At 30.7% G+C, this 21743-nt stretch carries 18 protein-coding genes, 4 tRNA genes and 2 pseudogenes; 3 read left to right on the top strand and 21 right to left on the bottom strand.

All coding sequences use genetic code 11. The features are described from left to right. The first annotated feature begins 142 nt into the window (after positions 1 to 142). Complete coding sequence (locus tag HMPREF2715_RS11110) at positions 143 to 700, top strand: DUF3267 domain-containing protein (protein WP_053025406.1); 558 nt, start codon at positions 143 to 145, stop codon at positions 698 to 700. A gap of 172 nt (positions 701 to 872) precedes the next feature. Further along, on the top strand, positions 873 to 1847 hold the full coding sequence (locus HMPREF2715_RS11105) for a peptidylprolyl isomerase PrsA (RefSeq protein WP_070581259.1): 975 nt from the start codon (positions 873 to 875) through the stop codon (positions 1845 to 1847). A gap of 163 nt (positions 1848 to 2010) precedes the next feature. Here HMPREF2715_RS11105 and yhaM read toward each other — a convergent pair whose 3' ends face one another. The 8 genes from yhaM to HMPREF2715_RS11065 all read right to left on the bottom strand — a co-directional run bounded on the left by yhaM (position 2011) and on the right by HMPREF2715_RS11065 (position 11614). Beyond that, the gene (gene yhaM, locus HMPREF2715_RS11100; RefSeq protein WP_053025408.1) at positions 2011 to 2952 is read right to left on the bottom strand and encodes a 3'-5' exoribonuclease YhaM; all 942 of its coding nucleotides are present in this window, start codon (positions 2950 to 2952) and stop codon (positions 2011 to 2013) included. After that, a complete protein-coding gene (locus tag HMPREF2715_RS11095; protein ID WP_070581257.1) occupies positions 2949 to 5885 on the bottom strand; it encodes an ATP-binding protein in 2937 nt (978 codons plus the stop codon). Before HMPREF2715_RS11095 ends, yhaM begins: the two co-directional genes overlap by 4 nt. Continuing rightward, entirely contained in the window at positions 5875 to 7071 is a 1197-nt protein-coding gene (locus HMPREF2715_RS11090; RefSeq protein WP_053025412.1) for a metallophosphoesterase family protein, read from the bottom strand. Before HMPREF2715_RS11090 ends, HMPREF2715_RS11095 begins: the two co-directional genes overlap by 11 nt. Positions 7072 to 7217: 146 nt before the next feature. Further along, positions 7218 to 7562, bottom strand: a complete 345-nt coding sequence (locus tag HMPREF2715_RS11085; protein ID WP_011275418.1) for a YlbF/YmcA family competence regulator — start codon at positions 7560 to 7562, stop codon at positions 7218 to 7220. Between the two features lie 68 nt (positions 7563 to 7630). Continuing rightward, positions 7631 to 8761, bottom strand: coding sequence for a DUF445 domain-containing protein (locus tag HMPREF2715_RS11080; RefSeq protein ID WP_070581256.1), 1131 nt, complete (start codon positions 8759 to 8761; stop codon positions 7631 to 7633). A 369-nt stretch (positions 8762 to 9130) separates the two neighbouring features. Continuing rightward, complete coding sequence (locus HMPREF2715_RS11075) at positions 9131 to 9595, bottom strand: XRE family transcriptional regulator XdrA (RefSeq protein WP_011275416.1); 465 nt, start codon at positions 9593 to 9595, stop codon at positions 9131 to 9133. Between the two features lie 264 nt (positions 9596 to 9859). Next, complete coding sequence (locus tag HMPREF2715_RS11070) at positions 9860 to 10483, bottom strand: response regulator (RefSeq protein WP_070581255.1); 624 nt, start codon at positions 10481 to 10483, stop codon at positions 9860 to 9862. Between the two features lie 21 nt (positions 10484 to 10504). Then, positions 10505 to 11614, bottom strand: coding sequence for a GAF domain-containing sensor histidine kinase (locus HMPREF2715_RS11065; RefSeq protein WP_070581254.1), 1110 nt, complete (start codon positions 11612 to 11614; stop codon positions 10505 to 10507). Between the two features lie 187 nt (positions 11615 to 11801). Here HMPREF2715_RS11065 and HMPREF2715_RS11060 point away from each other — a divergent pair, with 187 nt between their 5' ends. Continuing rightward, positions 11802 to 12626 (top strand): RluA family pseudouridine synthase, encoded by an 825-nt coding sequence (locus HMPREF2715_RS11060; RefSeq protein WP_053025419.1) that lies wholly within the window; start codon positions 11802 to 11804, stop codon positions 12624 to 12626. 65 nt (positions 12627 to 12691) lie between these two features. Here the strand turns inward: HMPREF2715_RS11060 and fumC are convergent, their stop codons facing one another. The 13 genes and pseudogenes from fumC to HMPREF2715_RS11005 form a co-directional block, all read right to left on the bottom strand. Continuing rightward, positions 12692 to 14077, bottom strand: coding sequence for a class II fumarate hydratase (gene fumC, locus HMPREF2715_RS11055; protein WP_053025421.1), 1386 nt, complete (start codon positions 14075 to 14077; stop codon positions 12692 to 12694). A gap of 205 nt (positions 14078 to 14282) precedes the next feature. Further along, positions 14283 to 14678, bottom strand: a complete 396-nt coding sequence (locus tag HMPREF2715_RS11050; RefSeq protein ID WP_053025423.1) for a hypothetical protein — start codon at positions 14676 to 14678, stop codon at positions 14283 to 14285. 210 nt (positions 14679 to 14888) lie between these two features. After that, positions 14889 to 15038: an SAS053 family DNA gyrase inhibitor gene (locus HMPREF2715_RS11970; protein ID WP_141738627.1), complete on the bottom strand. Its 150-nt coding sequence runs from the start codon at positions 15036 to 15038 to the stop codon at positions 14889 to 14891. A 22-nt stretch (positions 15039 to 15060) separates the two neighbouring features. Then, on the bottom strand, positions 15061 to 15660 hold the full coding sequence (locus HMPREF2715_RS11045) for a 6-phosphogluconolactonase (RefSeq protein ID WP_053025425.1): 600 nt from the start codon (positions 15658 to 15660) through the stop codon (positions 15061 to 15063). A gap of 171 nt (positions 15661 to 15831) precedes the next feature. Next, a complete protein-coding gene (gene trmL / locus HMPREF2715_RS11040) occupies positions 15832 to 16302 on the bottom strand; it encodes a tRNA (uridine(34)/cytosine(34)/5-carboxymethylaminomethyluridine(34)-2'-O)-methyltransferase TrmL (protein WP_053025428.1) in 471 nt (156 codons plus the stop codon). Next, a complete protein-coding gene (queG, locus tag HMPREF2715_RS11035; RefSeq protein ID WP_053025430.1) occupies positions 16303 to 17430 on the bottom strand; it encodes a tRNA epoxyqueuosine(34) reductase QueG in 1128 nt (375 codons plus the stop codon). A 177-nt stretch (positions 17431 to 17607) separates the two neighbouring features. After that, a pseudogene (locus HMPREF2715_RS11030) lies at positions 17608 to 18329 on the bottom strand (amino acid ABC transporter ATP-binding protein). Continuing rightward, positions 18322 to 19776 (bottom strand): annotated as a pseudogene (locus HMPREF2715_RS11025) (ABC transporter substrate-binding protein/permease). Before HMPREF2715_RS11025 ends, HMPREF2715_RS11030 begins: the two co-directional pseudogenes overlap by 8 nt. 231 nt (positions 19777 to 20007) lie before the next feature. Then, positions 20008 to 21066, bottom strand: a complete 1059-nt coding sequence (locus tag HMPREF2715_RS11020; protein WP_053025433.1) for a PTS sugar transporter subunit IIC — start codon at positions 21064 to 21066, stop codon at positions 20008 to 20010. 265 nt (positions 21067 to 21331) lie between these two features. Beyond that, a tRNA-Leu gene (locus HMPREF2715_RS11015) sits at positions 21332 to 21415 on the bottom strand. A 44-nt stretch (positions 21416 to 21459) separates the two neighbouring features. After that, a tRNA-Gly gene (locus tag HMPREF2715_RS12135) sits at positions 21460 to 21534 on the bottom strand. 14 nt (positions 21535 to 21548) lie between these two features. After that, positions 21549 to 21622 (bottom strand) — tRNA-Gly (locus tag HMPREF2715_RS11010). An 8-nt stretch (positions 21623 to 21630) separates the two neighbouring features. After that, a tRNA-Cys gene (locus tag HMPREF2715_RS11005) sits at positions 21631 to 21704 on the bottom strand. Positions 21705 to 21743: the final 39 nt, after the last annotated feature.

Raw genomic sequence — 21743 nt, 5'->3', positions numbered from 1 at the left:
TTTGGACTCATCAGTCCGATTTGACGTAGAGCCTGAATATTTCGCTACTCTCTTTATTAATGCCAAAATTGGCTTGACTGTTGTTACTGATAGTTAGATAATACGTAGCGTATATAAATAAGACCTATTAAGAGGTGTCAGTATGTTTCTATGTAAACGTCAAATTGATATTCATGCAAGATTTGGTGTACCAAGAATTGCATTTTTAAGTTTTACTATTACAGTCATCGCATTTTTAATTAGTTATGAAATAATGTATTATTTTGTAAATACACCTTTATCAGATCGACATTTTGTTATTTTATTAATATTTGTTGCACTTATGTACCCTATCCATAAAGCATTACACCTTCTCTTTTTCTTACCTTATGTTAATTCATTTAGAATTCATAAATTAAACAAAAAGCGTTGGTTACCCTATTTTAATACGTATGTAAGTACGCCTGTACATAAGATATACTTTTGTATTAATTTAATTTTACCTTTTATTTTAATAACTATATTTTTGATTTTTCTAACGATGCATTTTCCGCAATACGGACACTATTTTATGTTTTTGCTTGCGTTAAATTTTGGCATATCTGTAATGGATTTTTTATATCTTAAGATTATTATTTTTTCAAATGAAGGTCATTTTATTGAGGAGCATCAAACAGGTATAAATATATTAAACAAAGTGCCATATCAATCTTTTCAGTAAGTATCATAGTATCGATCTTGAAACATATGTTATGCCTCAAGTTCGATACTTTTTTAATATTTAAGCCCTACTTAATCTCATTCTTTGGCAGTATCTAGCCTGTTTCTAATTGGTGATGTTTTCATAATATGTTATAGTAACGTTGTTATTAATGTAAAAGGAGCTATCAACTATGAAAATTATGAATAAATTAATTGTTCCAGTAACTGCGAGTGCTTTACTTTTAGGTGCATGCGGTTCAAATGCAACAGATTCAGAAAGTAATACATTAATCTCTTCTAAAGCTGGAGATGTAAAAGTAAAAGATGTAATGAATAAAATTGGTGACGAACAAATTGCTAGTACGTCATTTAGCATTGCATTGAATAAAATTCTAGCTGATAAATATAAAGATAAAGTTGATACAAAAGATATCGATGATGAAATTAAAAAAGAACAAAAACAATATGGTGGCAAAGATCAATTTGAAAGTATGCTTAAACAACAAGGTATGTCTTTAGATGATTATAAAGAACAGAAAAAACTTGCCGCATATCAAAAACAATTATTAGCTGATAAAGTTAAAGTGTCAGACAAAGAACTTAAAGAAAACACTAAAAAAGCCTCTCATATTTTAATAAAAGTTAAATCAAGCAGCAGTGATAAAGAAGGTTTATCAGACAAAAAGGCTAAAGAGAAAGCTGAAAAAATTCAAAAAGAAGTTGAAAAGAACCCAGATAAATTTGGAGAAATCGCTAAGAAAGAATCTATGGATTCTTCAAGTGCCAAAAAAGATGGTTCTCTAGGTTATGTAGTTAAAGGACAAATGGTAAGTAAATTTGAAAAAGCACTATTTAAACTAAAAGAAGGTCAAGTTTCAGATGTGGTTAAAACGGACTATGGTTACCATGTCATTAAAGCCGATAAAGAGAATGATTTTGACAAACAAAAATCTAAACTTAAAGCCAAACTAATCGAACAAAAGGTACAAAAAGATCCTAAGATTTTAACAAATGCGTATAAAGATTTATTAAAGGAATATGATATAGATTATAAAGACAGTGATATCAAGAAAGCTGTAGAAAACACTATTTTAAATCCTGAGAAACTTAAACAACAACAGTCATCTTCAGATAGTTCTTCAGCTGCATCAGGTTTATCTTCATAATTTTCATAGTATTAACATTAAATAGTAAGGGAGCAAGTCAATCAATTCGTTAAGAATTAAGACTTGCTCCCTTTCACGTGTTCAAAATTGTATAAAACAAGCGTTTTTACCCACTACATTGTCTATACAATAATTGACATTGTAAGGTAAAAACGCTTTTTAATTAGTCTAATTTTTCTGGATTGTAAAACTGTCTATTTTCCATACCAAAAATTCGTTCAGTAAATTGACCTTTATCGGTTTTCTTAAATGCTTTTTCAAACATATTCATTTTAGCATCGATATTGTCAATAAAGAATAATATTTCTGCTTCTTTTAAATGTGGTAACTTAGGTGATCCAAATTCCATTTTTCCGTGATGTGCTAAAATCATATGACGAAGTAACATCACTTCTTCACCATCAATTCCTAACTCTTTCGCCGCTTCCGCCACTTCATCACTTGCAATTGATATATGTCCTAGCAAATTACCTTCAACTGTATATGTTGTAGCAACTGGACCACTTAATTCCCTTACTTTACCTAAATCATGCAAAATAATTGAACTATACAACAAACTACGGTTTAACAATGGATAAATGTTGCATAATGACTTAGCTATTTCTAGCATTGTAAGTACGTGATAACTTAGACCACTTGCAAAATTATGATGGTGTGAACTTGCTGCAGGATACGTAAAGAATTTATCTTGATATTTTTTCAATAAATGACGTGTTATACGTTGTAAATTAGCATTTTCAATATCTAATATATAGTGTGAAATGTTTTCTTGGATTTTATCCGGAGATAAAGGTGCACCATCAACGAAATCTTGAGTCTTAAATCCGTCTTCTGGTTTAGATAATCTAAACTGATTGACTTTCATCTGTTTACGACCTCGATAATTAATCACGTCGCCTTTAACCCAAACAATTGTCTCAGGTTGAAGAATCTGCATATCTTCTTTACTAACAGTCCATAGTTTGGCTTCAATATCACCACTTTTGTCTTGTAAGAATAAAGTCATATAGTCTTTTCCTTGAGCAGTAACACCTTGTGTAGCTCTATGAATTAAGAAGAAATTTTCAACCGAATCTCCTGGGTTTAGCTTTTCTACATTTCTCATCGTTTTCCGCCTTCCTCTAGTTTATTTAAAATTAGCATCTCTTTAGAAGGAATTGCAGCATCTTTCATACAAGTGAAGTATAACACTTGATAATCTTTGGCTAATTCTCTTAAATAGTTTAACATCATAGATTTTCTTTGTTTATCAAAATGAACAAAAGCATCATCAATAATTATTGGGAATGGATAATAAGGTCTTAAAATCTTAATCAAACTAATTCTAAGTGCAATATATAATAATTCTTTCGTTGATTGACTTAGTTCAAGTGGATGATACATTTGGCCATTATTGTGTTTAACCATTATTGTATCATTTTCATAAGTTATCATATTGTAATTCTCTTGTGTCAGATCCGTAAATATTTTTACAGCTTCATTTATAACTTGAGGTAATCGTTTATCTTTAATTTGCTTAATATGTTCATTTATTAATGCTTCTAAGTAACTTAAACTAGCCCAATCTTTAGCTAAATCATTCATTCTATTCTTCAAGTTATAATACTCATGTCTTAACTTAGATAATGTTTTATCTGTCTCCATGTAATTAATTTGAGCGGTTAAGTCACTAACTTCAGTTTGTTTATCTAAATACTGATCGTTATATGCATCAACTTGTTTAGCAAGAAGCACATCTTCTTCTTCCAATTGAGCAGTTGTTTTTTCGCTCAAATTCGAACTATCTTCATAAGAGAAATTTTGATTTTCGAGATATGCAGTTAAATCATTAAATCTTGCAAGTTGTTGGTGATACAATTGATATTGCTCGTAAGATTGATAAAATGCTTCTTCACTTGAAACATTGATATAAGTAAATAATTTATTAATAGTTTTTTCATTTTCTTCTAATTGTTCTTTTAATTGTTTCAATTCATTACTTAATAACTCAATTTGACTTTTAAGTTGTTCTTTCTTCTCTTTATTACTTTCGTATTTAGAAATCCAGCTCTTCATATCATTAAATAGTGAAGCTTTATTAAATGGTGTGATTTCATTTCCAGTATTTTTAAGCGCTTTATCATAAAAATGCGTCAATTTCTGATTTACTTGTTGATGTTGATCTAATAATTTACTGCGGTAACTGTCATTTGATTTAAGTTGATTCATAGTTTTAAAGCTATCTAGTAATAAATCATCTGTCATTTCATTAGGTACTTTCACATTTTCTTTAACTGCATTTAATTTTTGAGTTAAGTCATTGATTTGTTGTTCTGTTTTTTGCAGTAAATTTTCTTGATGATTTAATTTATTAGCTAATACACTTTTATTGTTACTTGTATTACTCCAACGTTCACGAAGTTGAAATTGTTGATCTAAGTCGAAGTTTAAATCGTAATTAGATTCCAAATCATTAATTTGTTGTTCCAAATCATTAATTTCTTCACTAATTGATTCACTGTAATCAATTTCTTTTGTCTTAACCAAGAAAGTACCAATAATAAATATGACAGTTAAGATTGCAAATATAACTCCGAAAATTAAATTTTGTGTCACAAATGAGAATAGTGTTAAACCCAGACCAACTATAGATAACACTATAAAACTTAATCTAAGCCACCAATTTCGCTTTTGCTTTCTTTCTTTATCAGAATTAAAAGTATCTTTAAGTTTGTTATACAGATTCTCTTTCTCATGTAGTTCTAACTTTTGTTGATTATATTGTTTCTTTTTATCTAGTGAATCTTCAGAAACTAAATCTTTTTCCAAGTTTTCTATTTCCTGAGATAGCATATTTTGTTCAATTTGATTTTCATCAATAGCTCTTTCAATTTGTTGTTTTAACACTTTTTGTTCATTTCGCGTCTTGATAGTTTCACTAACATAATTCTTCATAGATTCAGAGGTATCTGTATTGTGATAAACTTCTTGCCAACCAATACTTGTTTTCAAATCAGCTTCTTGACGCTCGTAATCATCAATTTCTTGCTTAAGTGAAGAAGATTTCATTTCAGCTTGTTGAATTTCATTTTCATCACGAGTTAAATGATAAATATGATTAGCTGTATCTTCGTTCAAAGCAGGAATTGTATTAAATTCATTCTCTAATTGTTTTAATTTCTCTTCACGCAAACTTATATCTCTAGCTAGAGATTGTTTGTAATTTGAAGCAGTTTCATAACGCTCGATCCCTTTTTCCGGAAAACTTAATGGCTCAATATTAAGTTTTTGCTCTAAATCTTTCCATTCTTGGGCCTGTTCATGAATAGCAAGTTGCTTTTGTTTACTTTCATGCATTTTTGATAATTGGTTTAGATTGGCTTTTAAATGTTCCAAATGACGTTGTGATTTATCTCTATCATCAACTAAACGATGATAATCATCTAACTTAGTCTCTTCTTCTCTTATTTGGGCTTCAAGGCTTTTCAATTCATCGAGCTGTTGATTGAGTATTGGGTTTTTTCCAGCCTTTTTATAAAGCGTGGATTTCTTTTGACTGACCATTTTATTCATCATTGTGAACTCAGAAGAACCTAATGCACCTGCTTCAAGTAAATAACTTTGTAATTGGTCCTCATCTAAGTTACGGTGAATATCTTGTAATCCAAGCACATTAAACGAGAATATACCTTGATAAGTTTTCTTAGAAATGTAATTTAATTTTTTCTTGAGCCAAGCTTCGTCTCGAATCAAACCATTTTCTAGGTAAACTTTTACATCACCTGAAATGCTACCTTTAACTCTCTCTACTACGATCTCTGATTGGTCATCTAGTATAAGCGTAAGTTTTCCCCCATACTGATTACCCATACGTGGTTCAAGTCGAGGTTCTTTTTCTTTTTTCGTTGGAAAGCCAAAAAGTATAGAATGTATGAAAGCTTGAATCGTTGATTTACCAGCTTCATTCTCACCGAAAATTTCCGTAAATTCACGGTTAAACTCTATTTTGCGATGCACAAATTGACCATAGCCATAAATCTCTAAAGATTTAATAATCATCACTTTCACCTCTCATGTCTGCCTTTAAAATGTTCTCAGCGCGATTAACAAGTTCAACAGTGTCAAACTCAGTATAATCTTCTAAATATTTGGATGCTCTAGGGTTTAAATATAATTCAGTCATCGCCTCTTCAAACACTTTATTGTCTTTGATTAAATCAGCTGAAAACTCTCTTACAAGAGGCACTTCATCCATTTGCATATATTTAAATGTGAGGGTTTCTATGATTACGAAGTGATGTTCATTTTCTTCATAGTCATCAATCATTTCTTTAATTTGACTAATGTCTTGTGAAGATATGGGTCTATCACTGTCAACATTTACAGTTAATCTATAAAAAGCCTTTCCATCAGAACGTACGCTTTCTTTGAAGGATTGAATTGCTTCATAGATACCTTGTTTTGTAAGTTTGTCTGTATTGATAGCAGCTTCTTCAAATCTAATTTGTTGCGTTGGAATAAAAGTAGCGTTTAATCGTAAATGGTCACCTTCTACCAATAAACATCCCTTAGGTCCTTGCTCACCAAAATGACGTCCTTGAATGTTTCCAGGATAGTAAATTGGTGGCATATCACTTAATTCTTGTCTTTCATGAATATGGCCAAGTGCCCAATAATGATATAGTTTTTGATTCAAATCTTCTAAAATAAATTCAGTATAGCGATTTTTAGTTGAAGATTTACTATAAGTACCGTGTAACATTCCAATATGAATACCTTTTTTACCTTGGCTAGATGGATACTCATCAATTTTATTTTCATAACTTGTATCATGTTGATAGCTAAAACCATGAACAAAAATTGTCTCTCCATCTTTTGTGATAGCTTGATATGTTTCTACTCTATTTGAGAAGACCGAAACATTATCTGGCCAATCATTAGTAATTTTTTCAGTAAGTGGATCATGATTACCATGACTTATGTAAACGAAAATTTGTTCTTTTTCTAATCGCTTAAATTGTTCTTTCAAGAATACTTCAGCACGCAACGTACGATTCTCACTATCAAATAAATCTCCAACGATGAGAACAAAATCAACTTCTTCTTTTAATGCTGTATCGACAATCTTCTTAAAGCTTTCATAAGCACTGTTTTGAACATCTTCAAAAATTGATGGCGCCAAATGACTTTTAGATTTAAAGGGGCTGTCGAGATGTAAATCTGCACAGTGAATAAATTTTATCATTGAAATTAGCTCCTTAATTGCATCTTCGTTTATCTTTATGTATTCCTATATTTTACCATAACTTATTTAATTGGGGCGATGAACTTATATATTAAAAAAGCTACAAAACTTTCAATTGAAAGCTTTGTAGCTTATTGTGCTAACAATTAGTCAGCGTAAATTTCATCTAAAGGTTTAACAATGATTTGGTTAATTTCTTGGAATACTTGGCTCATTTTTTGCTCAGCTTGCATTAATTCAGAAATATTTTCATCTTTTTCAATTGCTTGAGCTTGTTCTTGAGCTTTTGCTAAATCTTCTTCAGGAATTTCTTCACCTTGCATTTGTTTTTGTTGGAAACTTAATTGAGTTTCACGGAACTCATCGAATAATTTTTTTGATTCTTCATTATCTTTAACTTTAGAGAAAGCATCTTTAATAGCTTTATATTCATCACTATCTCTTAATGCTTGTTCTAGTTGATTTGCATAATCATATAAATTTACTGCCATGTTTGTTTGCACTCCTTAGTGAAAAGTAATTTTGACAACTCTTTATTACCATAACATATTATTTATAGTTAGACAAAGATTGCGACTATACCTTGGAAAAATCCTATAATACCACCCAAAATGAAACCTAATGACATGATAAGTTTTAACTCTTTATTAGCGATTTCAATAATTAATCTTTCAATATAATCTAAGTCAAAGGTATTAATTTGATTTTCAACCATCTGACGTAAATTTATTTTTGTCATTATCGTTGATAAATGATTAGATGCTTGTTTAATTATTAAATCAGTAATTGCATTAGCAACTCCTACTTGAATTTGATCAACTAATTTTGGTGTTAACTTACTGATTGGAGTATCCATTTTTTCATTTAATTGTAAATTTGTCATGATTAAATGCACCAAGGATTCACTTATATTTGTAAATTGTTCTTCTTTAACAACATTACTTAAAGGTTGAGATTTTAATGTTTCATATTCACCTCGAATCACTTTGTCAATAATAACTTTTGCTTTAGGATGTCTTGTTAAACGTATTAATTCATGTTGAACACGTTCAGCAATACTTTCTTTAGTCATAAACATTTGTAATAATCCAACAATTTTACCTTTTTCAGCAAAAAATGTATCTAGCATATCGTAAATATCTCTAGCACCTTTATCTGAAGAAAGATAATTACGTGCACGTTCTCGAATTAAATCTCCTGCTTGGTCTAATTTTTCATCAACCATTGTTATTACTTCTGCAGGAAGAATTTCATTAATTGATGTTGCCTGTTTATCATAGTAATAATTATTCAATTTATTTATTATGGTTTTATCTAGCTTATTGTTAATGAGGTCATCAAGATCAAAATCAAATTGATTTGCAAATTTTCGTATTGTAGCATCGTCACTTTTTAGTTTAGATAATTGCTTTATTACTAAATCATTGATTGCTTCACGAGTATTTTGTTCATTTAACTTTTGATGTATAACTGACTCTGTTATCAAATGTTCTTCAATCACTTGACCTATCTTAGTAGCAATTTCTTCCCTTCTTTTAGGAATTAGACCAGGTGTAAATGGTATACGCATCTTGAATATATAATATGGTTTAAATGGATGGAATAACATTCTTATTGCAATTACATTTGTTACGCCTCCAATTACAGCCCCTACTACTACCATAAATAGGATAACTAAAAAAGCTTGCATCTCGATTTCTCCTTAAAAATTATTTTCACAATATGATGATTATATCACTTTGGAATATATGGTTCCTTAATTTTACTTTGCATTAAAATTGAAAATGCAGAAATGTTTTGAAATAAAAAAGTCGAGCCGCGATATCAAATATCTTAGGCTCGTCTTTTAATTAATATCAAGTTAAACTTAAGCTGAGAATTTCTTAATATAAGAATAATCTCAATTCAATCAGTTTTACAATTAAGCTATGTAGTCTCAAAACATTATGTTCGCCATATGTAATAACCACATACCTTGAATGTATATAAATTAAAAGTGATTAAATCTGGTGTGATTCTTCTATCACTTTCATATTAAATCATAATATTTTAACTATTATTAAACGTGCATTAATTCTTCTTTAGCATTTCTGTTAAAGTATGTTTCAGCTTCTCTTAATTTTGAAGTGCCAAAGATAGGTTGCTTTTCTGAATTTAATACTCTATATATGTTGCTTACTTTATTACTTTGTAACATAAAACCATTACGTGTTTCGATAGTATTCCAATAAATATCACTAGTTGTTGAATGATTTGGATATGCACAATGATTACGTGAAATAGTTTGAACAATTTCTAAAGGATCGCAACCGAACGTATTATTTAAAACATCAGAATCTCTGAATAATGCACAAATTGAAACACATGTTGTCCAGTTTGGTAACACACGTTCTTTCTCAATTTGAACTAATGTTTTTTTTGAAAGGCCAATTGTTTGAGCCATAGTATCTTGCGTATAGCCCGCTTCAATTCTTACCATTTTAAATTTTGTTTGAATTAAATCTGTGAAACTCTGTCTATCCATATTTTATTCTCTACCTTTCTAATAGGGGTTAATTTATCCGGACACAAGAAATTGCAATAATACACATTTCTTGAAACACAAATTACATCTTAATATATTTTCAATAAAATGAAAAGAGGAATTTTTGTTTTTGTATACAATTTTATTAATGGCGTAATTATCAAAATAATTAAATTAATTTATTTGCTAACTCACTTCTAATAATCCTTTACATTTTAATTGTATTTTCATTCCTAGCTCTTTAACGATTTATTATATTACACTCTATACAAGTTTATTTTCAATAGCATAAATTGCTGCTTGTGTACGGTCTGTTACACTTAACTTATTAAATATATGACTAACATGTGTTTTTATTGTTTTTTCAGAAACGAATAACGTATTTGCAATTTCTTTGTTCGTTTTACCTTTTACCATTTCAGCTAATACTTCTATTTCTCGTTTAGATAGCTTATTAGTATTATGTGGTTTTGAAGATACGGTGTCTATTACACTTTGTGCTTCTGGATGAATAATCCGTTTATTATTTAAAACGTCATGTATCGTTTGAATTAATTTTTGAGGCTCAACATCCTTCATTTCATATCCATCTGCCCCTTTATTAATAGCTGAAATAACATGTTCATCATCTACATAACTTGTTAATACCAATACTTTAATATCAGGGAAATGACGTTTCACGTATTCTGTCACTTCAATACCATTCATTTCAGGCATTACTAAATCAAGAAGGATGATATCTGGTATATCATGTTCATTTAAATAATTAATTAAAGATTGACCATCCGATAAGCTTGCTAAAACTTCCAAATCAGTCACCGTCGATAAAAGGAATTCCAATCCTTGTCTTACAATATGATGGTCATCAATCAATATGACTTTAGCCACAATTTTTCTCCTTTCACCAATTTACAAAGGAATCTCTAAAGATAGCGTTGTTCCTTTGTTAGGTATTGTATCTATTTTAACTTGTCCATTTAATGCATAAATTCGTTGACTTATGTTTTTTAACCCTTGTGATGAAGTATTAGTTTCTTTGTTCATATCGAAACCAATTCCTTCATCTTTTGCAATAATTATCAACTTTTCTTTATCTTGTTTTAAAATAATATGTACTGAATTAGTTTGAGCATGTTTTTTAGTATTATTAATACATTCCTGTAATATCCTATAAACGTTCTCTTCTACGATATTTGATAAACTAATAATTCCATCAACACTTATTGTTAGTTTTATATTAAGAATTTGTGCATATTGATTTAATGCCTGCACCAAACCATGCTCAAGACCTACTGGTTTAAGTTGCCAAATTAATGTACGCATTTCATTAACCGCATTTTGACTTGTTTCTTCAATTGTCTTAAATGCTTTTTTCGCAATTTCATCTGTCGTTATGTCATGTGCTGCATGAGCGGTCAATTTTAATGAAAATAATAATTGGTTTACTGAATCATGTAAGTCTCTTGCTAAGCGATTACGTTCATTTAATCTAGCTGCCTCTTTTTCTTGATCAGTTAAATAAATGCGTTTAATTGATGAGCCAATCTGTAAAGCAACCGATTCTAATAGGGCTAAATCCTGTTCGCTATAACGCGTAGTATATGGTGATGCAACATTGAGTAAACCATATTGTTCTGTGCCAGACCGTAGTGGCACTGTAGCATGGTGTGTTACACCTTCTGTTGCTGCTTTATATGCTTGATTTGCTAAATTTATTCTAGAACAATTGATTATGTTAGAAGCCTTCGTTAAACGCTCATTATGATACGCAGTGACACACCAACAAGATCCCTCTTTCATATAACAGCAATTATCCTTCTTTAATGCACCTGGGAGATCAACATCAGCTACTATCTCGTGATGGCCGTTATTATCTATAAAGAAGATCCAACCAGTTGTATAGTTACTACCATTTATTAAATAATTCAAAGCACCGTGCATCATATTATATAATTCTGTTTCCTCATTGAGATATTCTGCTATTTCTTTTAATAATGCTAAGCGTGTTGGTTTTTCCATGAAATCGCCTCAGTTACTCATATTTGCATTAGTCTTATTATACAGTGAGATTTACATTTTTAAAAATGTAAAAATGTTTAAGTTACATATTATTATTTATTATGAAATTCGTAAGATTGTGATTAATATACGTTATTAGCAATCTAAGATATGGTATGATTAATGCGAATGCTATTAGGAGGAAATTATGAAGTTTAAAATACATGAGAATTATAATCAAAATACGTTGAGAGAAATCTTTCAATCATTGAAATTGCCTAAGAAAGACTTACATCAGTTAAATATGTCAAAAGATATAACTATAAACAATCACCCTGCGAAATTAACAGATAAAGTGCTTACCGGGGATGATATTTACATTCCAACACCAGTAGAAAAAAGTAATTACTTACCTAGTTATCGTTACGCACAAATTAGTTATGAAGATGATGATTTAGCTATTGTCATGAAACCTAAAGGCGTTAAGACTCATCCAAATGATTTAAAAGAGAGTAACACTTTAATGAATCATGTTATTTATACGTTAGATAGTGAATATGTCGAACCTATTCATCGCTTAGACCAAGAAACGGTTGGTTTACTCATTGTAGCTAAGAATCCTCTAATGAAAAAAATTCTAGATCGTATGTTGGAAGAAAATGAAATTACTAGAATATATAAGGCTAATGTCAAGTCATTATTACCAATTAAACCTCAAACTATTGATAGTCCTATAGGTAAGGATAAATTCCATCCTAATAAACGACGAATTTCTAATACAGGTCAACGAGCGATTACGCATATTCTTTCCTCTAAAATGATAAAAGAAGGCGTATGCCAATTGGATATTAAATTAGATACGGGCCGTACTCATCAAATTAGAGTTCATTTAGCTGAAATTGGTCATCCTGTTATAGGCGATCCTTTGTATGGTAATTCTACATTACGCCAACTAGAACTTAATAGTCATAAAATTGAATTTAAACATCCACTCACTCAAGAATTAATATCAGTTAGTTTGGATGATGAATAAATAATAAGGAGTAACTATCGATTCATAGACAGTTACTCCTTTTATTAGTTATATGTGGTTGTTTTTTAGTGTGGGTCCACCATATCCTCAGGTTTTATCCATTCTTCAAATTGTTCTTCTGTAACATGACCAGATTGAATAGCCGATTCTTTTAATGTTAACCCTTCTTTATGGGCTTTCTTGGCAATTTGAGCAGCTTTTTCATAACCAATGTGTGGATTTAGCGCAGTAACTAACATTAATGATTGATTTAAATAATTATTAATGTTTTCTTCAATTGGTTCAATGCCGACTGCACAATTATCATTAAACGTTTGCATACCATCTGCAAGTAAGTAAATTGATTGTAATGTATTATGAAGAATTACTGGTTTAAATACATTTAATTCAAAATTACCTTGAGAACTTGCAATACCAACTGTAGTGTCATTACCCATAACTTGTACTGCAACCATAGTTAACATTTCACATTGTGTTGGATTTACTTTACCAGGCATGATTGATGATCCTGGTTCATTTTCGGGAATTGAAATCTCTGCAAGCCCCGCTCTAGGACCAGATGCTAACCATCTAATATCATTGGCGATTTTCATTAAGTCTGCTGCTAAGGCTTTTAACGTACCATGTAATTGCACGACTTCATCATGTGAAGTCAACGCATGGAATTTATTTTCAGATGATACAAATTTATATCCAGTATTCTCTGAGATAAATTTAGCAACTTTATTACCAAATTCTGGATGTGCATTAATACCTGTACCTACGGCAGTTCCACCGATAGCCAAACTTAAGATATGTTTTTTTGATTCAGCTAATAATTCTTCACATTTATCTAACATATAACGCCAGCCACTAATTTCTTGACCTAATTTAATTGGTGTCGCATCTTGTAAATGTGTACGTCCAATTTTAATAATTGATTGGTATTTATCTTCTTTTTCTTTAAAAGTATCACGTAAATGTTTTAATGCAGGTTCAAGTTTCATTTCAACTTCATGATATAATGCAACATGCATTGCTGTTGGAAAAGTATCATTTGAACTTTGAGATTTATTCACATCATCATTAGGATGAATCGATTCATCGATACCTTGTTCTTTTAAATATTTATTTGCTACGAAGCTGACTACTTCGTTAACGTTCATGTTACTTTGCGTACCGCTTCCTGTTTGCCAAACAACTAGTGGGAAATGTTCATCTAATTCCCCTTTTAAAATTAAATCACAAGCGTAAACGATTGCATCTTTTTTAGCGTCACTTAGTTTTCCTAGTTCATGATTTGCTAATGCTGCACCTCGTTTTAATTGAGCAAATCCATATACTACTTCAATTGGCATACGTTCTTTACCTACAGGAAAGTTTCGTTTACTTCTCTCCGTTTGTGCACCCCAATATTTATCACCAGGTACTTCAATCTCTCCGAATGTATCGTGTTCAATTCTTACTGACATGCGATAATCTCCCCTTATACAATTATTTATTCATAGTATAGCATTATTTAAATTAAAGGGGCAATGCATTACTAAAGCGGTTTCAATAATACAAACTCATATCATAGATATAAAAAATAACGATTGAAACAATGATTTAATGTTCCCAATCGCTATTATCTTTGAAAAATTTTGTCTTATCGTAATTGACCGTTGCTTGCTTAAGTTAGACTTGATATTTAACTTTTACTGCTTTAATAACAGCTAAAGCACTCAAAATATAAAATATAATACTTAAAGTTATTGTAATAGGACTAATTTGAACTAGAAATCCTATAAAACCAGTAAATTGCTCATAAATATCATTTAAAGAATAAATTAAAATACCAGTTATTAAAATACAACACAACACACTTATGAACACACCTGTTTGATTACTCTTAATAAAAGGCTGAGCACTAATATTATCAATTAAGCCTTGAGATAAATTTAATTGTAATTTTATGATTTTAAACAAAATAGGTAAGTAAAGTGCACCGAATGCTATTGGAAATCCTTTTATAGAAAGTAAACTAATAATAATTGTGGCAATCGTAAGTGGAAGCCAATATCTATGTAACATTTTAAGCTCTCCTTATACATTTTCATTGAATTTTATTTTACCATAATTTTTATAGCATTAAATTGAATTAAATGATTGATTGATGAAATTACGCACTCAAATGACAATGTATATTGCTTCATTAAAAAAATAACCTAAGACATCTTTAACATCTTAGGTTACTTGGTTCATAAATAATATTTATTTTGTTAATTATCATCAAGTTAAAATTTACTCATGCGATTGATTCAACCTGTCCTCGTCGTTTTCTTCAGAAATTTGTTCCATTTCTTTGCCCAATGTTTTCAAGTCATCTAAATCTTGAACCATCGCATTTTCTTCCTCATGATAATTTAATTCTGAATCTTTATTTTTAGTCATAACTCAGACCTCACTTTTAAATTTAAGCAAATCTAGCAGTGAAATATTCTTTAACATCTTCAGGTAAACCTTCTGCAGCTGCTCTATCTAAAACAACTGTTACCATTCTATGAGCTTTTAAATCAGCTGGTTCAAAGCTAGATTTACCATTTTCTTCATAAAGTTTTTTAACAACTTCACGTTTATTAGCACCAGTCACAACTAATACTACTTCACGCGCTTTTAATAATCCTTGTCTTACATTTACATTTAAACTACCTGATTCATCAATAGAAGTAACTTGTAAAATTAATTTACCTTTATTTTCTTTAGTTTTAATTTTGTCATCAATTAAAGATTCTGCATCATCGTCAAGATTAATCGGATAAATTTGACTAGTAGGTACACCTAATGCTTCATAGTATGAGCGATTATCGTCATAATCTAAGATATTTACTTGACTAAAATCAACCGCATTATGATCTACATCTTTCTTTAACTCATCTAAAACAGGTGCAGCATCCTTTGTTAAATGAATTCCCGCAATAGTTGTAGGGTTGTTATTAAATTGCTTTCTAATGATATCTGCTGTGTACTCAGCTACATGTTCTACATCATTAAATACTTTAAAGTTCATTGCCATTGTCATTACACTCCTCTTAGTTCATCAATGTCATATAAATAACGTATTATTCGTTAACTTACCCTTTTAGACACTAAATCAAACTATTTTAAAAATGTTATTATACATCATTAATAAATATAACATTTTTTAATAAATAGATGCATAGAATTTTTACTAACTTACTACTTATTAGGATAAACCTGGGAAATTTTGTTGTCGCAATGCTTCATAAATTAATAAAGCGGCTGTGTTAGATAAATTTAACGATCTGATATTTTCACTCATAGGAATTCTTAATGCCATGTCAGCGTATTTCTCTTTTACCCAATCCGGTAATCCAGTCGTTTCTCTTCCAAATATAAAATAATAATCTGTATCTTCTTTAGAAAAATCAAAATCACTATACGTTTGTTTTCCAAATTTAGTTAGTAAGTAGTACTCACCTTGAGTAGCATCGAAAAAGTCTTCAATACTTTCATGATAAGTAATATATACATGCTCCCAATAATCAAGACCAGCACGTTTTAACATTTTATCATCAGTACTGAAGCCCAAAGGCTTAATTAAATGTAAATGTGTGTTCGTTCCTGCACAGGTACGTGCAATATTACCAGTATTTGCAGGAATCTCTGGTTGAAATAAAACAATATGGTTTGTCATTTAAAGTTTCCTCATTTCTATTCCTTTTATCATTTCATTTTGAACTTCTTCAATTTCATTTTCATAGTTTGCAACTATAAATTCACGTGCATCTTCACCTTGAATTTGGCCAATCGCCCAGTATGCCGTCCCTCTTATCATTGGTCTTGGATCATTTAATGCAACTTCCTTAAGTTCTGGTATTGCTGCCTCTTCATTAAAATGTGCTAAAGCTATTATTGCATTACGTTGAATTGGTTTTTTACCTCGCCAAGCACCAGCTAAATGCCCATATGTTTGTTTGAATTCTTTATTGCTCATTTGTAATAACGGTACTAATCTTGGTTTTAGAATCTCAGGTTCTAGAATAATGTCATCATGCGTTGTATTGATCCCCCTATTTCTAGGACAAACTTGTTGACACGTGTCACATCCATATAAGCGATTGCCTATCTTATATCTATATTCATCTTGCAGATATCCTTTAGTTTGAGTTAAAAAACTAATACATTTTTGAGAATTCAATTGACCATTTCCAACAAGCGCCCCTGTAGGACATCTATCTACACATATTGTACAATCTCCACAGCTATCAAGTAATGGATCATCAGGTTCAAATGGAATACTCACTAACATTTCACCTAAATAACTCCATGTTCCTAAATCTGGATTAATAATAAAACCATTACGTCCAGCAAATCCTAAACCTGCTCGTTCAGCAACGGCCCTATCTGATAATACACCAGTATCAACCATACTTTTTAGTTCTACATCAGGAACTTTAGATTGTATAAAATCAGCAAGTTTATCTAAACGTTTACGCATAATAGAGTGATAATCTTGCCCCCAAGAGGCACGAGCAAACATACCTCGGCGATCACCTCTGACACTTTTAGGTGCACCTTTAAGCTTATTCGGATATCCAACAGCAATTGCTATAATTGAGCGTGCGGTAGGCAAACTTAATTTTGGCTCAGTTCTTAATGAAATATCTGACTCCTCAAAACCCGAAGCATAGCCATTTGCATGATAATCTTCTAATTTCTTTTTAAGTTCATCAAATGGATCGGCAGTAGTAAAACCTATACTATCAATACCTATTGAATAAGCATAATCGATGATTTCTTGTTTAAGCCAATTATAATCCAATTCATTTGCCTCCTTAAAATTGATACATATTACATTTTAACATAATCCACATAATGAAATAGTTATTTATTTATATAATAATTGAACACTTTCCTAATAAATATTCCAGTTCAATTTAAAAATAGCGAGTTTGAAACATGATATGATGTCTCAGACTCGCTGCTATTTGTTTACTTATTATAAAACTCTTGATAAAAAGTTTTGCGTTCTTTGATGAGTTGGTGATTGAAATATTTGCTGAGGTGAACCTTCTTCAATAACATGCCCATCTGCCATAAATATAACTTTATCACTCACATCTTTTGCAAATCCCATTTCGTGTGTAACAACAACCATTGTCATTCCTTCTTTAGCTAAATCTTTCATTACCTTTAGAACATCATACACTACCTCTGGATCCAATGCAGACGTAGGTTCATCAAACAATATAATATCTGGATGCATAGCCAGTGCCCTTGCAATCGCAACTCTTTTTTTTGTCCTCCAGATAATTGAGAAGGATATACATTTGCCTTATCTTCAAGTCCAACTTTTTCTAATAATGATAATGCCTCTTGTTTCAATTGATTTAAATCGCTTTTATTTAATAACTTAGGAGCCAATATGATGTTATTTAATACAGTCTTATGTGGAAACAGATTAAAATTTTGAAAAACCATGCCCATTTTTTGACGTAATTTATTTAAGTTATTTTTGTGAATAGAGAGTTCATTACCTTCGAATACAACCCTTCCGTTTGTTGGTGTTTCTAACAAATTCATACATCTTAATAAAGTGCTTTTTCCACTTCCTGATGGTCCTATAATCGCTAATACTTCACCTTTTTTAATCTCTAAATTAATATCCTTAAGCACTTCATTTTTCCCAAATTTTTTATTTAAATTTTCAATTTTAATCACTTGCTTTCAGTCTCCCTTCTATTAAACTCATTAATCTTGATAATGAAAAAGTTAATACAAAGTACATACATGCTGCTATGATTAATGGCGTAAATGGATCAAATGAAATACCTTGAACAACCTGTGCATTAAACATAATTTCACCAACCCCAATTGTAGATATGATTGATGATTCTTTTATTAAAGTTACAAATTCGTTTCCTAGCGCTGGTAATATATTTTTAAAAGCTTGAGGCAATATGATATAAATCATTGTTTTTGAGTAGTTTAACCCCAAGCATTATGCAGCTTCAGTTTGACCTTTATCTACTGCATTAATTCCAGCTCTAATTATCTCAGCAATATAGGCTGAAGAATTAATAACTAAGGCAATCGTCCCACAAATTAAAGCAGAAATGTCTAATCCTAAAAGCGCGGTAGTGCCAAAAAATACGATAAACACTTGCACTAACATCGGTGTTCCTCTTAAAAATTCTATATATATTGTTGCGGGTAAAGAAATAATTTTAAACTTACTTAATTTTGCAAGTGCAATAAATGACCCGATTATTGCTCCACATACAACACCAATTAAAGAAATTATTATAGTGTTTTGTAATCCTTTTAAGAAAAAAGTTCCATACTTTTGAATAAAGCTTCCATCATCAACCATTTGTTCTGAAGCAATATCCATATATTTATTAATTAAATGTTTATCTTTAACATCTTTAATAGAATGATTTAAGTGTTCTAATAAAATTGGTGAGTCTTTCGGTAGTGCTATAACTGTGGGTTTCTTTTCTTCATTGAAAGAAACATGGACAATATTTAAATCCTTATTTTGCTTAGCATAAGCATCTGCTACTGGTTTTTCGATTACTAAACCATCAATTTTTTTACTTTTAAGTGCCAAAATTGCATCTGGTAAACGATTTAATGAACTTATTTGTGCATTTTCTATTTCTTGCTGTGCAATTTTTTCTTGTTCACTGCCCTTTTGAGCTCCTATTTTTTTATTATTAAAATCACTCAACTTATGGAAGGTATCATTATTATTTTTTCTAATTAACATAACATTTCCTGTTTCCATATATGGCTCGGAAAAATCAACTTCTTTTTTTCTTTCAGGTGTTGTTGTCATTCCTGATATAATTATGTCAATTTTTCCAGTTTTCAAAGCTCCAAGTAAGCTATCAAATTGCATATTCACTATTTTTAACTTTAAATGATTATCTTTGGCAATTTTTTTTGCTAATTCAATATCTACACCAGCATACTCTGTTTTACCATTTTTAGTTTTTTCAAATTCTAATGGTGCGTAATCAGCTGATAATCCTACTCTTAATTCACCCCTATCTTTAATTTTATTCCAAGTTGCATCTTCATCAGCTAATGCCATTGGTTGTATGTATATCAATGTCAAACTAATTAAGATTGCTATCGCAAGTACTTTTGTTAATTTTTTCATAAGCAACCTCCTTTTATTAATTCATTATTATACACATAAACGTATTAATATACAATAAAAATTTTAAAAAAGAGTGAAACAAAATTCGATTTGAATCTTCGTCTCACCCTGACAGGTTAACTAGAGTTGAGAAAAGGTAAATATAAACACTTTCTCAATTCAGTTAAAAGCTTTGAATTAAATTTATTTCATTATATAAATTAAACTTTTGTACATACATCTTAATTGCTATTATTGTTTAGGAATTTCGAATTTGTATATACCATCATGATAGCTTGGTATTAATTTTTTGCATATTTCATGTATAATGAATGCACTCACAAATGGAATAACAAAATAGCCGAAAACGAGCAAAATAATAATTATAGTAGCGTCTCCAGACATTCTATTAAATGCATTAATCGGTCCTACCAAGCCTGTATAACCAAATCCGGCAGATAAAGGTGTACCTTTAATACCTATAGCATATGCCAATACACCAGAGACGATACCATTTAAAGTTAAAGGAACTGCAATAATTAAATGTTTTAAATAGACTGGAATCATCATCTTCGCTGCACCTATAAGTAAAACAATATTAACCCCCATAGAGTTAACTCTTATTGAACCGAATATAAAAGTCACACAAGCTGCGACAATGCCCATGTTAGCAGCACCACTTCCCAAACCAGTTAAACTTATAGCTGTTGCTATGGCGACTAATGAAATAGGTGTAACCATTAACAATGAGAAAGTCACACTTATTAGTATAGACATAATTAAAGGATTAAGATCAGTGAATGAATTTACCATATGGCCAAGTCCTTTAGTAATTGTTTGTACATAAGGTAAAGTTAATAAACCAATTAATCCACTTAATACAGGTATTACAACCGGTAATATAATCATTTCAAGTGAGCCTAATTTTCCTTGTAAAAACATATATATTGCACAAGCTATAATTACAACTAATATGATATTGATTATATCTCCAATCCCTTTTAAAACAATGCCCTTAGCTGTAAATTGAACCGCTCCAGATCCAAGCATTGCGGCTATGCCTACCATACAAGAACCTGCCCCATTAAACTTAAATTGATGTGCAGCTAAAACACCGATAATAAATGCCATGAATGATTGAATTATCATTACTAATTGAAACACAGTTTCGAGCATTGGATGTGCATCCATAAATAATTTCAAAAATTCTCCTAATAACGCATTTGGCAATAAAGCTAATACTACTCCAGCACCTACCGCATTTAGAATATTACTAAAAAAATACTTTAAACTTACACGTTGTTTACTCATAGTAGCCTCCGTTTTTAAACATTAGCTTTATCTTAGTACAAACTAATGTGTTTAACAATATGAACATTTCTTTTTTAATCAAAAATTAATGCTAATTTTTAAAAATACCATTGCTAAAACTTAACATAAGAAGTTAAAAAATTATAAATATAATAGTTCAATAACTGATACTTAACCACAGACTAGAAAATTGAAAAATTGAAATCAATTACAAAACAAAAAAAGTGGAAACGTTGTTAAAACAACATTTCCACATTAAGAATTATACCGGCGGTCGGGGTCGAACCGACACTCCAATACAGGAACGGGATTTTGAGTCCCGCGCGTCTGCCAATTCCGCCACGCCGGCTCAATTTTTGATAAATAAAAAACTTCCATTTGGAAGCAAAAACATGGAGCGGAAGATAGGATTTGCACCTATATCTCGTTCCGGGAAGGAACGTATTCTAAAAGTTGAAATACTCCCGCATTATTAAGAATTATGGAGCGGAAGATAGGACTTGCACCTATACCTCATTCCGGGAAGGAATGTGTTCTAAAATTGAACTACTCCCGCATCGTGCATGGAGGCGGCAACCGGATTTGAACCGGTGATAAAGGTTTTGCAGACCTCTGCCTTACCACTTGGCTATGCCGCCAATAACTGGGCTAGCTGGATTCGAACCAGCGCGTGACGG

The organism is Staphylococcus sp. HMSC062A01, assembly GCF_001836805.1.
Taxonomy (GTDB): domain Bacteria; phylum Bacillota; class Bacilli; order Staphylococcales; family Staphylococcaceae; genus Staphylococcus; species Staphylococcus haemolyticus.
The sequence above is the reverse complement of the archived record's forward strand: the minus strand, read 5'-3'. Positions and strand labels throughout refer to the sequence as shown.